Source organism: Desulfamplus magnetovallimortis, assembly GCF_900170035.1.
In the GTDB taxonomy this organism is placed as follows: Bacteria; Desulfobacterota; Desulfobacteria; order Desulfobacterales; family Desulfobacteraceae; genus Desulfamplus; species Desulfamplus magnetovallimortis.
Genome location: NZ_LT828568.1, coordinates 15,088 through 33,320 on the forward strand (window position 1 = coordinate 15,088; position 18,233 = coordinate 33,320).

Sequence of the window (18,233 nt, forward strand, 5' to 3'; positions counted from 1 at the left end):
CCACTACCCTAAAGGAATAGGGGTTTTACTTCATTTTTATAAATTTATAAAAAATAAATTCAATTAAAATCCCCTGTTAATTGAGAGATGTATGATAGATTTTATAAATCTTGAAGAGTTGTTTAGCAATTGCCTTGATGAAGCAAAAAAATTTGATTTAGCAGGGTATACCGATAAAGCATCCTCGATGCTTAAGAAAGCTGAAAGATGCCATAATCTCATTGTTGATCAGACTCTACGAAATGCCTTATTATCACATATATTATTGGAACACGCTGAATCAACTCATTTGAACCCAAACAATATTTTGGAATACGAAAATATCGCCAGAGCAAATCATTTTAAAAATACAAGCAAATCTAATATTCATCATTCAATGATGAAACGATATAGCTTAGAAAACGCATATGCCATGCACGCACTTTGTTCTGCTCAGAAAATGCAATCCAAAAAGATGTATCAGCAAACTGAAAAACTTCTAAGAAATACTTTGCAACGTAATAGCCTCTCTGCTCCACTGGTCGCCCAAAAATGGAGAGAAGCTGCCGATAAAGTTAAATTAAATACATCAGAAAGCAATCAAAATAGCTCCCCATGGATAGAATTCAAAATAAGCAAAATAGATCAACACACTAGATTCAGAAATTCATGTGCTATCCTGCAATCCCAAAATGATTTCATAGTCGTCAATGGAATTGATGGACTCATAACAATTTATGATAAAAATGGACAAAGCATCAATAGTTATCAAACTTACCTTAAATATCCTAAGGGGGTCAAGGATAGTGAGGAAACATTATATTTTTTTGACAATCAATATATTGTTAAGTTAGATAAACATTCATGGCCTGCATCGACCACCACCCCTTATCATGAAAATCATAATGGTGATTTTCAAGGCAAAAATTTTAAACAGATTAATCAAATTCCATTTCCAGCATCAAAATTTTTTTTGGATAATGCGTCTTTATTAAGTGCAACAAGCTATAAGAAATATCTATATATTTCTTATCTATTGATACATAAAAATATCTGCCAGGGTGGAATACTTTCCATTGACACTAAAAGTGGTAAAACTATCAATAACTATCAATTACAAGATTCACTACCATACATTGCATCAGATGAGAAAATAATTTATATTTTAAATGCTTATAAAAAGAATATTTATTTGTTTAATATCTCAGAGATAGATCAAGGTTGTATATCCTTTGAAAATAATAATAACAACTATCTTGGCAGCATAGACAATCAAAGTATTAAATTAGACATGAGTCTTTTTACCAGCTTACCCCTGTTCTTCAATTATCACAAAAAAAAATTATGGATTTGCGATGCAACAACAATAGTTGTTTTATCAGAATCAGGACAACTTATAGGACGATTCGTGCTTCCTTATGTATTAAAACAGAATGTTCAAATCACTGGCTTTACGATAAATGATCCTGCTGATAAAATTTGTATATTTGACTCTTTATCCCAAACTATTATTTACATAAATGTCATTATAAACGACCTCTAACCGAGAGGCAAAGAAAAACTTCCATGAGCCAGGTATCAAAAAAAATCTTAACACTAAATGAACTATCCATTAAAATTCAGGAATTAAAACTAAAAAAATTTACGATTGTCCATTGTCACGGTGTTTTTGACTTGCTGCACATTGGACATATTCGTTATTTTAAACATGCAAAAAACATGGGTGATATTCTTGTCGTCACACTTACACCTGATCGTTATGTGGATAAAGGGCCGCATCGCCCCGCTTTCCCGGAACAACTGCGAGTAGAAGCTGTTGCATCACTTGATTATGTTGATTTCGTAGCCCTTAATCTATGGGATACGGCCGAAAAAACATTACAAAAAATACTTCCTAATGTTTATGTCAAAGGTTCGGAATTTAAAATTCCCCAAAGCGATCCTACAGGTAAAATGGGGCGTGAAGCTAAAATATGTGAACAGATTAAGTGCAGGCTGACATTTACGGATGATATTATTTTTAGTTCTACAAATCTAATTAACCGTTATTTTTCCAGTTTTTCAAGCGAAATACAAGGATACCTCAGTTTTTTTAAAAAAAGGCATTCCATTGAAAAGATAAACTTCATTCTAAATCGTATGAAAGAATTAAAGATTTTGATTGTAGGCGATGCAATTATTGATGACTATCATTATTGCGAGGCTTTGGGAAAGTCATCAAAAGATCCTATTTTGGCATTACAATATAAATCCAACGATATGTTTGCCGGTGGAGCCTGTGCTGTTGCAAACCACCTTGCTGAGTTTTCACGCTCTGTTACTTTATTAACTGTGCTCGGCGAAAATGATTCTCATGAAACATTTATTAAATCAAGGCTAAAAAACAATATTTTGCCCATTTTTATAGAAAAACCGGATAGATGTACCCCACTCAAACGCCGATTCATAGACTGTTACTCAACAAACAAGCTATTTGAAGTCTGTTTTCTTGATTCCACTCCCCTGACAGATGATCGAGATACTTTTATGGCTGAAACAATTTGTCAAGCAAGCATGGATTGCGATCTTGTAGTAGTTTCAGATTTTGGTCATGGAGCTGTAGGTACTAAATGCGTAGAAACACTTAATAACCTTCAAAAACCAGTAGCCGTAAACACACAGGCAAACGCAGCAAACAGGGGCTTTAACACCATATCCAAGTATCCAGGTAAAAAAATGGCATGTATTGCGGAACATGAACTTAGGCTTGAATGCAGAGATGATAGAACTCCTGTACGCCCTTTAATTGAACGCTTGGCGAGTAGGCTGGAACTGGATATGCTTATTGTAACCAGAGGGCACCTGGGATGTGAAATTTACTCATCTGACATTCCAGAATTTATATCTGTTCCTTCATTTATAACCAGGGTAACTGATCGTATTGGTGCCGGAGATGCCTTTCTTTCAATGGCAGCAATGGGATATGCCTTAAAACTTGAACCTGAACTGTCCGGCTTTCTTGGTATAATCATGGGTTCACTGGCTATTGGGGTTATAGGTAATCAAAAACCAATAACTGAATCTGAAATCAAAGCGTTTATTACCTCCCTTTTAAAATGAAAGTTGACTTTCCAATATTTGATCGTTCAAAGCTAAAACTTTTGAAACTCAATCATCGACAACATGACATGAGATTGGATCACGTCATGGATCTACGGATGAGTGAACCCGTGGTTGAGCCTTTCACATCTATCGGACAATCTATAAAACAAGCCAGAGACAGTTGTGCAAATGTAATCCTAATGATAGGTGCCCATGTTATTCGCTCTGGGGTACAGCGTTTTATTATTGACCTCATGGAAAAAGGTATGATCACCTGTTTAGCAGTTAATGGAGCAGGGCTGATACACGATTTTGAACTTGCTCTAATTGGTGCCACTACTGAAAGCGTGCGTAAATATTTACAAAATGGTCAATTTGGTCTATGGAAAGAAACTGGAATCATAAACGACATCATTATTGATGCGGCAAAAAATGGTTGCGGGGCTGCAACTGCTGTAGGTAAATATATTGAAAAACAGAAATTACAAGGCCGTAACTTATCCCTTCTGGCGGCGGCAAAAAGATTAGGTATTCTTTGCACATGCCACGTAAGTATCGGTCAGGATATTGTACATGAGCATCCCAATTGTGACGGTGCTTCCTGGGGTGCAAGCAGTTACACTGACTTCCTTCATTTTGCTGCTCATCTGGATAATCTTCAAAGCGGAGTTATAATGAATTTAGGCAGTGCTGTTATGGGTCCTGAAGTATTTCTTAAGGCTTTGGCCATGGCAAGAAATATTGCCAAACAACAAGAAAAACAGATTAATCAGTTTACAACTCTTGTAACGGATCTTGCACCATTGCCCGATGAAATAATGATAGAGCCTCCGAAAACTGAACACCTCTATTACTTCAGACCATGGAAGACATTACTATCACGAAGCATCTCCTCAGGAAGCAAAAGCTATTACGCCAGAATGCACCATAGTAAAAGCGTGCCGCAAATATGGATGGCCACCGTGGAAGCAGAACAAAATACAGAGTAAATTACTAATGAAAATAATTCCTTTTTTAAATCTAAGTATTCCAAGTGAAGCAGAACGTTTGGAATTGCTTAACGCAATAGATACTGTTTTTCAACATGGACGCATAATTCTTGGCCCGGAAGTAAGTGAGTTTGAAAACACAATGGCTAAAAGATGCGGACGAAAATGGGCAAAAGGGGTAAATTCAGGCTCAGACGCATTATATCTATGTCTTAGGGGATTAGGAATTGGGCCTGGTGATGAGGTAATAACAACATCTTTATCATGGATTGCCACAGCAAACGCTATAACCCTTACCGGTGCAAAACCTGTTTTCGCTGATATTCAGGAAGACTTGAATATTGATCCAATTAGTGTTTCAAGACTAATAAACCCTAAGGTAAAAGCTTTGCTTCCTGTTCATTACACTGGCAAAATTTGCAACATGGAAAAACTACAAAAGATTGCCAATGAACATAATATTTTATTGATTGAAGATGCAGCACAGGCATTTGGAGCCAAAAGGTATGGAAAAACAGCAGGCTCTTTCGGTGATGCGGCATGCTTCAGCCTTAATTCCATGAAAGTGTTAGCAGCATGTGGGGAAGCCGGATTCATTACAGGTGATAACACAACCCTTCAAGAGCGTATTGAATGGCTGCGTTACAATGGAACAATCAATAGAGAATCCTGTGTAGAGCCGGCTTTAAACAGCCGAATGGATACAATTCAGGCAGCAATACTTCTAAAACGCCTCTCAAATTTCAAAAAAAAATTAACCGACGCCGAGAAATTGCAGCATTTTATGAGCAATTTTTCAAAAATACTTCCCTTAAATCAAAAGTGAAAATCCCTATAGAGGCAGATGGTGAATATGATGTATATTACACCTATACCCTTAAAGTTGAAAATCGAGATGGACTTAGAGCATTTTTGATGGACAGGGGAATAGAAACCAAGATTCATCACCCTATTTTAATGCCAGAACAGCCGGCGTACCGATCTTCAGCAAAAGGAGAATGGCAGTTTGCAAGTGAAAAGGTGAAGCAAGTCATAAGCATCCCGGCAAGTGAAGTTCTCTCTGACAGTGATGTTCAATATATTGCCCACAATATCATAGATTTCTATAAAAAATAAAAATTTACCGTGCAAACACCCCCTTCAATTATTAATGATTTGGCGGAGGATGAAAGCCTTGACAGTTTATTATCATATGTTTTTTTGTTTTATAAAATATAATATTTTTCTAAAAATATATATTTCAGCATGACAGCTATTTTTTTTTCGAAACAAAACATTATTGACCTTTCCCTTGCCTCCATTGCAAAGCTGAAACCACTTGCCCAAAAAGCAGCATTTCGGCGTGCAAGGTACTGCCTTCATCGATCCCATTCTGATTCTGTGCAGGAAATGATTATAGCTATGCATATGTCAACTTATGTCAGACCACACAGGCATGGTACAAATATATCCGAATCATTTCACATGATCGAAGGTGAACTGGATATTATTTTGTTTCGGGAAAACGGAGATATTGATCAGCGTGTTGAAATGGGAGATCTTCAATCTGGAAAATCAATTATATACCGAATGAATTGCAATATATGGCACATGGTCATTCCGAAAACTAAATATGTTATCTTTCATGAAACAACTACGGGTCCATTTGAGCCTATAAATGCAGACTTCCCTGAATGGGCACCGCTGGAAACAGACACAGTTGGCATATCTAAATTATTTAAATATATAAACAATCATAAAATTTTAAAGGATTTGGTATGAATAGCAAAGATATCTCAGAAATTATTCAATCAATTCAATCAAAGTTTGGTGATCAGACCAGCTCTTTTGATATATATAAAACCTTGCTGTCACTTATTAGTTTTAAAAGAGATAAAAATAACGTTATTCTATTAGTAAATGATTCTGTGTCAACAAACATCAACGATTTTATCAATTCAATATATTACTATAATCTTGATTATTTTAATACATATTTTAAACACTCGATGGAAATGACTTATATTGGGATTTATTTTGATAGAGCTTATTTTCATGACCATTTAACACCGTTAATTGATCTTTTTAATGCCCGTGATTGTTATGAACCTGTTTCCATAGTAACGCCCTACTATATTGAAAGTATATCAAAATCAGTAATTAATGATATTTCAAAACACTTTATCATTTTTGTACCTGATAAAGTAAAACTGCAAGAATTGAATTTTCTATCACTTATATTTATGACTGATGTTTGGTATATGGAGCCGCTATTCCCCCAAACAATTAAAAAAATTGCAATTAATCATCAAGCCAACGGGTCATTCTGTAATAATGTTATGACAATGGGAAGATATTGCGACTATATATTATGCAGTTCAAACGAGCCGTTTGATGAATACTACAACAATGAATTTATATCTGATATATTTCCCCCATATACAGTAAAACATAATTCTCGGGAAATATGTGCAATTCCTGCCGGAAATCCAAAATTATCATATATACATAACAATGTTAAAATCAGTCTTGGATCAAATAAAATCATATATCACTTAACACGATTAGGAAAATTAACAAACCCCGAGCATACTATTTCCCAGACAATCGAATCCATTTTAAATACATTTAAAGATAAAAAAATAGTTATTAGATGTGTAGCAGAAGACTATAAATCAGAAATATACAAACGAATTATTGTTCCATATACTCATATCTATTCCAAACGGCTCATTGTCGACAAAAGCTCATCTTATCTGATAGAATATAAATATGGTGAAATCATGATTTCTCATGATGTAAATGATGCAGCATCTTTCCGACTGGCATCTGGTATTCCTAATATAGTGTTTGAGCCCTCGGAAAAAGAAGCTGCTATAACGTGTTTATCAAATAATACATACTATGCTCATTCATCAGAACAACTAATTACTTGTATAAAGGAAACATATGAGCATTATGATGAAATTATAAAAAATAATCATAAAATTGCAGAACAGGCAATTATGCATATATCAGATGGTCTCGACTATCTGATGAACTCCATAGACTTTATTTTACAGGATAAAAAACGTACTGAATGGCGATATTTTCCTTTATATAAAAATCAGTCTTTTAAAATATCTCCATTTATGCAAATGAAATTATCTATGGATTTAATTCATCAGTATAATGAAGAGTTAAATCTGGAAACAACTTCTAATAAGCTCCCTAAAATGCCAATTGAGCTGATTAATGAATGTATCAACCAATATGCTGATAATATAGAACTATTATTATTATCTGTTAAATTATTAGAAAACTATGTAAATAAATATGGATATTCATCCCCATATCATGTTGTCTTATATATTACGGCTCTGGATAAACTCACTGAAATTGTCAATCAAAATAAACAGTCATGGCTCCCATCAGCCGCCCCGAATCATGAAAAAGATAAAGGAGGGGGGCACGGTAAAAAAAACGAGTATTATAGTATAACTCAAAACAAGATCAAAAAATTAGGTATCCGAGTTATTTTGTACTTTTGTCATAATTGGAATCGAGATGACCATAAAAGCCATGCATATTATAGTTCAAAAAATATTAATTATATTTTTGATAATCCTTTTAAAATATTAAAAAAATTTATGCATATTATCGAAGATGACCAATTTTTTTTATACTTATAATATTTGCTCAAAATTTATCAATTGATTTAAAACTTAAGGTATTGAATTTATGATTATTTGGTTGATAGGCTTGTCTGCATCTGGAAAAACAGCTATAGGTAAAAAAGTTTACCAATTATGGAAGCAATCGGAACCAAATACAGTTTTTGTTGATGGAGATGAGATAAGAGAAATTTTTAAACATGACAGAGGAGACTCACCCTATACAATTGAGGGGCGTAAAATAAATGCAGACAGGATTTGTGAACTCTGTGCTTGGTTAGACCGCCAGAAAATCAACGCTGTCTGCTGCATTTTATCTATTTTTGATGAATCCAGAATATGGAATCGAAATAACTATTCAGATTATTATGAAGTTTTCATATCTGTGCCTTTAGATATATGCAAAAAACGAGATATAAAAAAACTGTATGCCAGTGCAGAGCAAGGAATTTTGAAAAATGTCGTTGGTATGGATATTCCCTTTCATAACCCTACTACTTACGATCTAATAATTGATAACAGCCCTGAACTAAATGAGTTTGATTCCTTGGCAAACGAAATTCTTTCATCTGCATTACAAAACAGAAAAAAAATCAAATACATATACTCCAAAGGCAATTTAATAGAAAAGCCAAACACCTACTTTTATTCTAAGGTTATGGGGATAGATTTTCTAACGGTTTGGATTAATTCGCGGCGAAAAATACAAAAACATTTAAATCTCAAATATCCTGAATACCTTTCCAAACAAGACAATCTATTAAAAAACAGTTCTCTTGAATTCAATATCGATTCTAATCTCAATAATATAAAAAAAATCTCAATACTACATAAATGATTTATATAACAAAATAAAACAAAACAATAATAAGAAAACGTCTATTGATACACAATCACTTTTAACAGCTATGAATACCCTAATTAGTGCTAATGAAGAGCAACTGGCAGACAAGCTTGAGTATTTTATGCAAAACCTGTTAAAAAAATTCGAGTTATCAAAGCATGTTCATCAATTTTATACATTTTCATTTAAACCTGATCCTCCAGAGGCTTATACCAACATAAGATTATATTTGCAGTTAGCACTTATTTTTGATTTGTATTATTCAAAATATCAAATCATTCAATATCTTAACGGCCTTATCAAATGCATGGACACTCTATGTTCCCAATACCAAAGATTTTCTGATGAAAAAGATATAAAGCAGTTTAGTTTTTTAATATCCAGTGAGATTAATTATATTTTAACGTTATCAAAAAAATTAGGTATTAATTTTGAAACTCAATAACGTATTATTTATGGCAGCTTTCACCACAAGAAGCCAAAGCTATGCACAAGCTATGAAGAGATCAAACCTGCACCCGGAAAATGTACTGCTGTTTGGTAATGTTGAGGGAAGCCTTCCTGGTCAATTGATAGATAAAATCCAAAAAACAAAAACTCATAATTCAAATTCGCTATTTTATCCTGATTTTAATGAACCATTATTACAAACATGTAAATATGCAAAATGGAATTTTGAAATATTATCAACAAATTCTATCAAGGACCCGATAATTCAAAAACAGGTAGAACAAATAAAACCTGAAATGATTATTTATTCAGGATATGGTTCCCAGATTGTTCCTGAAAAGCTCATTAACCTTGGTATCCCAATTCTGCATTTACATAGTGGTTTCATTCCTGATTACAAAGGAAGCACGACATTATACTATAGCTTGCTTCAAGATAATGAATGCGGTGTATCAGCAATCCTGCTAAATTCAGAGATCGATTCCGGCCCCATAATAAAACGAAAAAAATATCCACCACCGCCACAAGGGATTGACTTAGATCATCTTTATGATGCCGCTATCAGGGCCGATTTGTTAGTGGAAGTTCTTATAAAGGATTACCAGAATGGTAACTTTAATAAAGTAACTCATCAATCTGAAACAGCTCAATCCTTTTACGTTATACATCCTGTTTTGAAACATTTAGCCATTCTTAAACAAAAAGATAAAAGCTTGAATATTAAATAAAAAGGTCGCCATTATGGTTGCACTTCATGAATATTATATTAAACATGACTTTAATCCAACAACTCATGATATCAAGAATGTTAACAAATTTAATATACACAAGAATAAGCGAGATAATCTTTTAATAAATAAGCTAAATATTCATCCCCGGGTTTGGAATGATGCTAAGGTTTTAGAAATTGGGTGCAGCAGTGGAGAAAATACACTACTATTCGCTTTAATGGGTTCAAAATTGACTATAATAGAACCTATAGAAAAATCTATACAACAATTACAAAATTTATTCATTAATTATAACACAACACATTCCATAAATAAAATATATATCGACCTCATTGACAATGTATATTTTAACGATAAATTTGACATTATTGTTATAGAAGGACTGATTCACTCATTATCAAATAAAAAACTAATTTTACGAAAAATATTCAGTTATTTAAATGATTATGGGCTGTTGATTTTATCAACCTCTAATTCGGTAGGTGGATTTATTGAATTGATAAAATCACTTATTATTCAATTATACTGTAGAAAAAATAAAATTAATCACTTGAGCCAGAAAGTTGAAGCTGCCAAACTATTTTTTCAACAAGACTACAACTCTATCCCGCATTCCAGAAAATTTGAACTGTGGGCAAAAGATGTTTTATTTAATCCATTGATGCTAAATGAATGCTATTATGATTTTGATATGATAATTTCAGATATTTCAGATTTGTCGCCTAATTTTTATTCCAGCTGGCCTTCATATCAACCTGTAAATGATCTAACCTGGCATAAAAAGGTGACTGGTTTAGATAGTGAACTAAATAAAATTTTAGATAGCTATCATTTAAAGGAAAACTCTTTTATTTTAGGAGATATCTTAAACAATATAGAATCATTAGAATTTTTATATAAATATAATAATATAAAAACAAAAGATACAATTCACGATATATATAAATATGCCAACAATATTATTAACCATATTGACATTACGTTACTTATAAATAAATTAAAGGAAATGTGCATATTTAAGCATCCAAAGATTAATAAAGTAATCAATGATATTATTATTGTATTATCAAATCTTTCTCCAGGCAGTTATATGGCTGCATCTAACTTAAGATCATATTGGGGGGTTCCCAATCACTATATTGTTTTATCAAAAGGTTTTATATGAAACACATTAGCAGCAAAACCATATAGTTATCCGTTAACTTTTGGAATAACAAAAGCCTTTAATTTGGAATAGGCATGTTGGTTTTTGAATATATTTGCCGCCTGAATTTTATTGTTTGTCAATGGTGCGTTTTAAAGTACTGTAATTTCAAGAATCAGTAAGTCAGCCTTATTTTTACATAGTTTTATATGCGTAGTTCCCTCAAGGAGGGACTAACAGTTTGTTGTGCTACAAGGCCGACCAGTCATGTTATATTCGCGCTCAATGCCTTCAGTTCTTATCCCGACTTGTTTTTACTGATGCAAGAATGTCCAGTGCAATAAAATATTTTAAATAATTTATTACATTTTTATAATAATGATCAAGCGGTACAAGGAACTACATTATAACCAAGTGCATCAGCTTTTTTCTTGAGATTATAAATGGCTCGTTCTTTCTCTGAGCCGGTAAGAAAATCTTCACCAAGATCCCGATAGGTATCCCCATTCTTGATGATATTGTAAATCGCTTTTCCGATCCTGTGAGCGATTGCTACTATAGCCTTTTTTGCACCTCGTTTTGCTTTTAATTTATAGTACTTGGCTTTATAGTATGAACCTTTAGTTTTAATCGCTGCCCATGCCACCTGAATCAAAAGAGTTTTCAATGGATGGTTTCTGACCGGGCTTCTGCCGCTTTTACGTTTGCCGGCACTTTCATTATTGCCGGGGCATAAACCAGCCCAACTGACAAATGCAGCAACACATGCGAACTCTTCCAGTGTGATACCAATTTCACCGATAATGGCTTGAGCTGATTTTTTATCAATTCCGGGGATTGCATCCAGACGATTCAACAAATCTTCATGTTCCTGTGTAAGTTTGCTCACCCTTTGGTTGATTGCTTTGATCTGTGCTTCAAGCGTTGCTATTGTATCCATCATTCCAATTAATTGAAAGCGGTGATGATCTTTGAAAAAGCCCTGAATGCTTGCGTGTAGCTCTTTTACTTTTGACTTGAGGCTTCCTGATGCATTCTCTTGTATCTCCTCAATGCTAATATCTGTTTTTGTACACAGAATATTAATCAGATTACGTCCTGTTTTACCAAACAAATCAGAGACTACCGAATCAATTTTTATATTGGCTGTAATAAACAGTTTATGAATACGCCTCTTATAATCTGCTGTTGTCTCAGTATACGTTTTTATCAAACGGGTCAGATCTCTTACCTCCCGAATATTATCCGGAGGAATAAAACTGCCTTTCAATAATCCATGACGGAGAAGTCCCGCAAGCCATTTACTGTCGCTTAAATCTGTTTTGCGTCCGGAACATTTTTAATATGCCGGGCATTAACAAGAAATACCTTCATTGAATCCTCAAGAATATTATGAATCGGCCGCCAGTAAACTCCCGTGCTTTCCATGGCTACAACAGGGCAGTTATTTGATATTAGCCACTTTTTCATCTCATACAACGACTCGGTGAATGTATTAAATTCTCTCAGTTCATGTATCTCTTCACCATTCCTACCTACTGTCAGCAGACAAGCTGAAATTTTATCTTTATGAACATCCAGTCCACAACAAACAGGGTGAATAATTTGAATAAACGTGCTATCTATTTTTTTGGTCATGGTTATCCTCATTTTAAAAAACGTTGTGGTTTAAAAAAATTAAGATAACTATGACCTTTTCAGCTTTAAATCAAGTGTTTCTATCTTCGTTGTGCCCGCCAGGGCATGGCCGTTATATAAAAGTCCCTTTACCAACTCACCCCTTGCAACTCTCCACGCCGAAATTAATGGGGAATCTACTGCTTAAAAAGCTTTCATGGTTTGTTGTGACAAACTGGTTTGCCATGGTTATTATACAATAAATGAAAATATTATCATAATTTTTTTATATCTTTTATCTTCTATTTTACATTTTGATCTTAAAACAGATTACCTTCCTTATAAAACAACTTTTATGAATTAACCAACCTACATTATGAAATTTTTTAAATTTACATATTTACTATCAAAGCTAAATCAAAAGCTTCAATACTGCTTTTATAATATTGCAGGCTATTTAATCTATTTTTTACTATATATTGTTCAAATATTTAAAAAAGTAATTGTCATTCAAATGTGGACAAATAGAATAGGACATTTAGCCAATGATACAAACAATTTTCTACAAACCATAAACCATAATTATAATAAACCTTTCATAGTAGGTATTCGTGAAAAACAGATTGCTAATAACCAGCTATTAAAAATCTATTCTAAATATATCCATATTGTACATCCAATTTTTAAAAAAATTATAGATAATTCAGTTTTAAAAGAATCTGAATTTTATTTTGGACATATTCATCAATATACTTTTTCCAAGGAATACAATTTTAGTTCAATTAAAATAAATTATTCTTTTAATAAAAAAGAATATCATTATGGAAAAAAACAACTCATTAAAATGGGAATTGACTCATGGTTTGTATGTTTCCATGCAAGGGATCCATATTTTTTAAAAAATCAACTACCGGGAATGGATTTTTCTTACCATGACTATCGGGACTTTGATGTCAATGATATGATTCCAGCAATGGAATATATTACCCGGCAAGGTGGATACGCAATTCGGATGGGCAGTCACACCGAAAAACTACTTAACAGCGACAATCCCAAAATTATAGATTATGCGAATAAATTTCGTTGTGATTTTATGGATATCTGGTTACTTGCTAACTGTAAATTTTATATTGGATCAGATTCTGGAATAGGGGCTGTCCCTTTGATGTTTAATAAGCCTGCTGGTTTTATAAACATGAGCCAAATTAAAGATATTTTACCTGAACCAAACTGTTTGGTGATACCAAAATTGAGAAATAAAAATGGCCGTATTCTCTGTTTAGATGAAATGTTAATGCATAATTTCTACTTCAGCCATGAATGGAAAGAAAATGGAATTCAATTAATAAATAATTCCCCTGAGGATATTCTTGATTTAACTAAAGAGATATACACATACTACAATAATGGTAAAATTTGTATTGAAAAATTTATATCTAAAAAAGCTCAAGATGCTTTTTTCAATACAAAGTATAAAAAACAGATCTATTTTGGATGGTATTTTGGAGATAAATTTTTTAATAAAATTTTTTATTTAACTTAACTAAATGCCCATGTACTAAATTTTAGCATCCCACAAATATACAAATCACAATGGTATTTTTAAGCCCTAAATACAACAAATATTTTTACTATTTTCCTATATTGCAAACAAATCTTTGACAAACTTAAAAGTTAATGAAATGACAATTAATTATCTTTTTTCATCCAAAGCTAAAACCCTCAAGTGGTTAAAACTTAATTCACAGCTCTCCATTCCATCTACTACCTTGGTTTATGCAAAAGATTGGTGCAAAAATCCTGATTTAGTAATTGATCAAATAATCCAAAAATACCCCAATAAACTGTTAGCTGTACGAAGTTCTAGCTCAATGGAGGACAATGTTTCAAACTCAGCTGCTGGAGCTTACTCTTCTGTTTTAGACGTTCCATCATCTCCAGAAAAAATAAAAAATGCCATAAATAAGGTGTTTAACTCTTACGGTATGTCAAGCCTACCTGATACGGAAGAGCTATTTGTCCAGCCCATGGTTAAAAACATAGTTGTTAGTGGTGTTATTTTAACAAGAGTGCTGGCAGACGGGGCCCCGTATTATATAATCAACTATGATGATGAATCAGGACGCACCGATACGATTACCGGAGGAATTGGCGTTAACAAGACGGTCTCTGTATATCGTAATGTTACCTCAGAGTGCTTTGACTCAGAAAGACTCAGTAGATTTGTTGAATTTGCCAGAAGAATAGAAAAAATATGTCGAAATGATGCTCTAGACATTGAGTTTGGAATGGATAAAAAAGGAATACTTTACCTTTTCCAGGTTCGCCCGATCTGTTCAACAAAAAACTGGAAAAAAAACACGGATGAATTAATCAAAAAACGAATTTCTTATGTAGTAAATTTTTTAAATACATGTTTTAAATGCAAGCCCATGCTTTATGGAGAAAAAAACATTTTAAGTGTTATGTCAGACTGGAATCCGGCGGAAATATTAGGAGTTACTCCTCATCCCCTAGCGGCTTCCCTCTATCGTTCATTAATTACACGCAAAGTGTGGCGGCAAGCAAGGGCATTCATGGGCTATCGCAATATGCCGGCAGAGGAATTAATGACTCTCATAGCCGGACGCCCCTATATTGATGTTCGTACCAGTTTCAATTCATTTCTGCCAGAAGGTTTGCACTCCCAAATTGCTGAAAAACTTGTTAACGCATGGCTTAAGAGACTTGAAAACAAACCAGAATTACATGACAAGGTCGAATTTGAAATCGCCGTTACAGCGATGGACTTTTGTTTTAATTCATACTTCAACAAACGATATCCTGATCTTCTTTCTCAGCAAGAAGTTTTAGAATTTAAACAACATCTCTGTTTATTGACTTCCCGCTGCCTTGATCTTAGTGTATCCGGTTCAATAGCTCAAGCCGAGCGTAGCATTGCAAAATTATACCAAAAACAACAGAAACGACATCTTCCAGGCGAATCCTATCTTTGCCACATTGTACACTATTTAGAAGAGTGCCAAACATTAGGTACATTACCTTTTTCCATATTGGCACGTCATGCATTTATTGCCGAAAATTTTCTTAAAACAGCTATAGATAGAGGTGTACTTGACAGTAAACGTGTTGCAAAATTCAAGCGATCAATTACAACAATTTCAAGCAGCATAAGTAGTGATTTTGCACTGGTAATGAAAGGTGAAGAAGATAAATCTCTATTTCTTTCAAAATATGGTCATTTACGACCAATGACATATGATATTTTATCGCCGTGTTATTCAAACAGAGGTGCCCTTTTCGACAATATCAATGAGTTACCAACTTTAAATCCAGTAGTAAAATTTACTCTTTCAAAAAAAGAGACTCATGATCTAAATCTACTTTTACATGAAGCTGGTTTAGGAAAATATTCTTCCATCTGCTTATTTGAATATATCAGAAGGGCTATTGCCGGACGTGAATACAGTAAATTCATATTTACCAGAAATATTTCTGATATTCTTGAAATGGTTACTCTGTGGGGTGAATCCTTTGGTTTCAACCGTGAAGATCTGGCTTATCTGACTATAGACACAATTACTGCATGGAACAATATCAGTCTGCTTTGCGATGCAAAAGAATATTTTCAGAGGAAAATTGAAGAAGGACGAGAATTATATTCATTAGGAAAAAATATGCAACTGGGTTACATTGTTAGATCACCTGCAGATATTTTCATAATCCCACAACATCGTAGTGCTCCTAATTTTATTGGATCTGGCTATACAGAGGCACCATTTGTTTTTTTAAATGCTCATTCATCATGTGAAGACTTACAACCCCTTTATAAGGCCATTATATGTATTGAAAATGCAGACCCAGGCTATGATTGGATATTTACCCGGGGCATTCAAGGACTTGTGACAAAATTTGGAGGAGCCAATTCACACATGGCTATAAGATGTGCGGAGTATGGATTGCCAGCTGCTATTGGAGTTGGAGATAAATTATTTTCCGAATGCATTACAGCATCCAAAGGTGTCTTGAATATTGACAACCGGACATTGAAAGCATATCAAAATGCCCATTAAGCGTATTGGAATAACCATGCGTATGGTGAAAAGTGGTTTCAGAAAAGAATTACGCAACGAATTGGCACACGACTGGACAATATTCTTATCCCGGGTACTGAAACAGACGACATTTATACCAGTTCCTAATATTGGACAATCTGTGATCAAACAATGGGTTGAATCCTTGAATTTGGAAGGAATAATATTAACAGGCGGGGATGATTGGGGAATTTTTCCATTACGGGACGAGACAGAAAGAACCCTGTGTCTCTGGGCAATTGAGAACAACTTGCCATTACTGGGAGTTTGCAGGGGAATGCAGGTACTTAATCATGTACTTGGCGGCAAATTACCAAGTCAGGAAAAAGGTGGTATCAGCAGCCAAACACATGTAGGAACATATCATAATGTATATATTGCAAATGAATATCTGGCAGTAAACTCGTTTCATACAGGAATCTTAGAGAACAAAGATATATCGAGCGACCTCTCTGTATGGGCAATCGCAGAAGATAACAGTATTGAAGCTGTCCGAACTCAAAACAGACTTGCATATGGTATTATGTGGCATCCAGAACGTGAAAAAGCACCGCAGATAATTGATTTAACAATATTTAACAAACTTTTTGTGCAATCATGATTCAGCAAGCCCTTATTCTTGCGGCAGGCCGCGGTTCCAGGATGCAAGAGGCAACGCTATATATGCCAAAATGTTTAATTTCACTACAAGGGAAGCCAATGTTGCATTGGCAAATTGATGCAATCCGTGCAAACCAAATCAGTCACATTACAGTTGCATGTGGATATAAATCTGAAATGATAACAGGTGTTTTCAAAACTGTCCATAATCCTTTATGGGCAGAAACAAATATGGTCAGCACAATGCTATGTGCATTACCTTCATTAGATAACTCACCTTGCCTCGTATCATATTCAGATATTTTATATCATCCAGACCACATTAAAGCATTTCAAGGATGCCCCTATGAAATAGCCGTTCTTTACGATACTTCCTGGAAATCCTTGTGGGAACTTCGATTCTCAAATCCGCTTGATGATGCGGAAACATTTATTGAGGATAACGGCCAACTCCAAGATATCGGTCGAAAAACTGATTCATATGATGACATAAAGGGACAATTCATGGGTTTATTATATTTTACTCCTACAGGATTTTTACTTGTAACCGACTATGTAAAAACACTGTCAACAGACCAAATTTCCTGCCTTGACATGACATCTTTATTACAACGATTACTAGCAGAACATATTAAAATAGGTGCTATTCCTGTAAGCGGGAAATGGTGTGAGGCGGATTCACGGCAAGATATTATGTGTTATGAAAATGAGATAATGAAACATCAGCAAATGGATACTTACTGGCTGCATGACTGGCGCTAACACTGCTCAATGTGGGCATAAACAATCTGTTTTATACAAAAAATAAACCTATGATAAAATCTAACAAAATTATTGATAGAGAAGAGGTCGCAAGACTCAGCGACTCTAAATATATTCTTGTATTTGACCATATCCCCAAATGTGCCGGAAGAACAATTAAATATATTTTGGATAGCTGCATTGCAAAATCTAAAGCTCTGGATCATCTCTCTGATCTTACAGGGTTTAATATGGATGAATCATTCGATTGTTTCATGGGACACTACTCATGGGGAATACATGAAGTTTATTTAGTATCTGCTGAATTTTT

Annotated in this window: 13 protein-coding genes and 2 pseudogenes; 14 read left to right on the forward strand and 1 reads right to left on the reverse strand. The window is 34.0% G+C overall.

Features of this window, described 5'->3' with window-relative positions; translation table 11 throughout:
• Positions 1–91: 91 nt before the first annotated feature.
• The 9 genes and pseudogenes from MTBBW1_RS25885 to MTBBW1_RS25935 all read left to right on the forward strand — a co-directional run bounded on the left by MTBBW1_RS25885 (position 92) and on the right by MTBBW1_RS25935 (position 10,871).
• Positions 92–1,522, forward strand: a complete 1,431-nt coding sequence (locus MTBBW1_RS25885) for a hypothetical protein (protein WP_080809520.1) — start codon at positions 92–94, stop codon at positions 1,520–1,522.
• 23 nt (positions 1,523–1,545) lie between these two features.
• The gene (locus MTBBW1_RS25890) at positions 1,546–3,078 is read left to right on the forward strand and encodes a PfkB family carbohydrate kinase (RefSeq protein ID WP_080809523.1); all 1,533 of its coding nucleotides are present in this window, start codon (positions 1,546–1,548) and stop codon (positions 3,076–3,078) included.
• Positions 3,075–4,049: a GSU2086 family protein gene (locus MTBBW1_RS25895; RefSeq protein WP_080809526.1), complete on the forward strand. Its 975-nt coding sequence runs from the start codon at positions 3,075–3,077 to the stop codon at positions 4,047–4,049. The genes MTBBW1_RS25890 and MTBBW1_RS25895 overlap by 4 nt, the downstream gene beginning before the upstream one ends.
• Before the next feature lie 7 nt (positions 4,050–4,056).
• Positions 4,057–5,165: pseudogene (locus MTBBW1_RS25900) on the forward strand (DegT/DnrJ/EryC1/StrS family aminotransferase).
• A gap of 129 nt (positions 5,166–5,294) precedes the next feature.
• Complete coding sequence (locus tag MTBBW1_RS25910; protein WP_080809534.1) at positions 5,295–5,810, forward strand: WbuC family cupin fold metalloprotein; 516 nt, start codon at positions 5,295–5,297, stop codon at positions 5,808–5,810.
• Positions 5,807–7,699: a hypothetical protein gene (locus MTBBW1_RS25915; protein WP_080809536.1), complete on the forward strand. Its 1,893-nt coding sequence runs from the start codon at positions 5,807–5,809 to the stop codon at positions 7,697–7,699. The genes MTBBW1_RS25910 and MTBBW1_RS25915 overlap by 4 nt, the downstream gene beginning before the upstream one ends.
• A 49-nt stretch (positions 7,700–7,748) precedes the next feature.
• Positions 7,749–8,519 (forward strand): adenylyl-sulfate kinase, encoded by a 771-nt coding sequence (locus MTBBW1_RS25920; protein ID WP_080809538.1) that lies wholly within the window; start codon positions 7,749–7,751, stop codon positions 8,517–8,519.
• A gap of 437 nt (positions 8,520–8,956) precedes the next feature.
• Entirely contained in the window at positions 8,957–9,703 is a 747-nt protein-coding gene (locus MTBBW1_RS25930) for a formyltransferase family protein (protein WP_080809544.1), read from the forward strand.
• A gap of 13 nt (positions 9,704–9,716) precedes the next feature.
• On the forward strand, positions 9,717–10,871 hold the full coding sequence (locus MTBBW1_RS25935) for a class I SAM-dependent methyltransferase (protein ID WP_080809547.1): 1,155 nt from the start codon (positions 9,717–9,719) through the stop codon (positions 10,869–10,871).
• 361 nt (positions 10,872–11,232) lie between these two features.
• On the opposite strand, the pseudogene MTBBW1_RS25940 reads toward MTBBW1_RS25935, so the two are convergent.
• Positions 11,233–12,500: pseudogene (locus MTBBW1_RS25940) on the reverse strand (IS110 family RNA-guided transposase).
• A gap of 343 nt (positions 12,501–12,843) precedes the next feature.
• On the opposite strand from MTBBW1_RS25940, the gene MTBBW1_RS25945 reads away from it, so the two are divergent.
• The 5 genes from MTBBW1_RS25945 to MTBBW1_RS25965 form a co-directional block, all read left to right on the forward strand.
• On the forward strand, positions 12,844–14,010 hold the full coding sequence (locus MTBBW1_RS25945; protein ID WP_080809549.1) for a TIGR04372 family glycosyltransferase: 1,167 nt from the start codon (positions 12,844–12,846) through the stop codon (positions 14,008–14,010).
• Between the two features lie 115 nt (positions 14,011–14,125).
• Entirely contained in the window at positions 14,126–16,540 is a 2,415-nt protein-coding gene (locus MTBBW1_RS25950) for a PEP-utilizing enzyme (protein ID WP_139786911.1), read from the forward strand.
• Complete coding sequence (locus tag MTBBW1_RS25955; RefSeq protein ID WP_080809555.1) at positions 16,530–17,162, forward strand: gamma-glutamyl-gamma-aminobutyrate hydrolase family protein; 633 nt, start codon at positions 16,530–16,532, stop codon at positions 17,160–17,162. Before MTBBW1_RS25950 ends, MTBBW1_RS25955 begins: the two co-directional genes overlap by 11 nt.
• Positions 17,159–17,923: a phosphocholine cytidylyltransferase family protein gene (locus tag MTBBW1_RS25960; RefSeq protein WP_080809558.1), complete on the forward strand. Its 765-nt coding sequence runs from the start codon at positions 17,159–17,161 to the stop codon at positions 17,921–17,923. Before MTBBW1_RS25955 ends, MTBBW1_RS25960 begins: the two co-directional genes overlap by 4 nt.
• A gap of 50 nt (positions 17,924–17,973) precedes the next feature.
• A partial coding sequence (locus tag MTBBW1_RS25965; RefSeq protein WP_139786912.1) for a hypothetical protein occupies positions 17,974–18,233 on the forward strand: 260 nt, incomplete at its 3' end.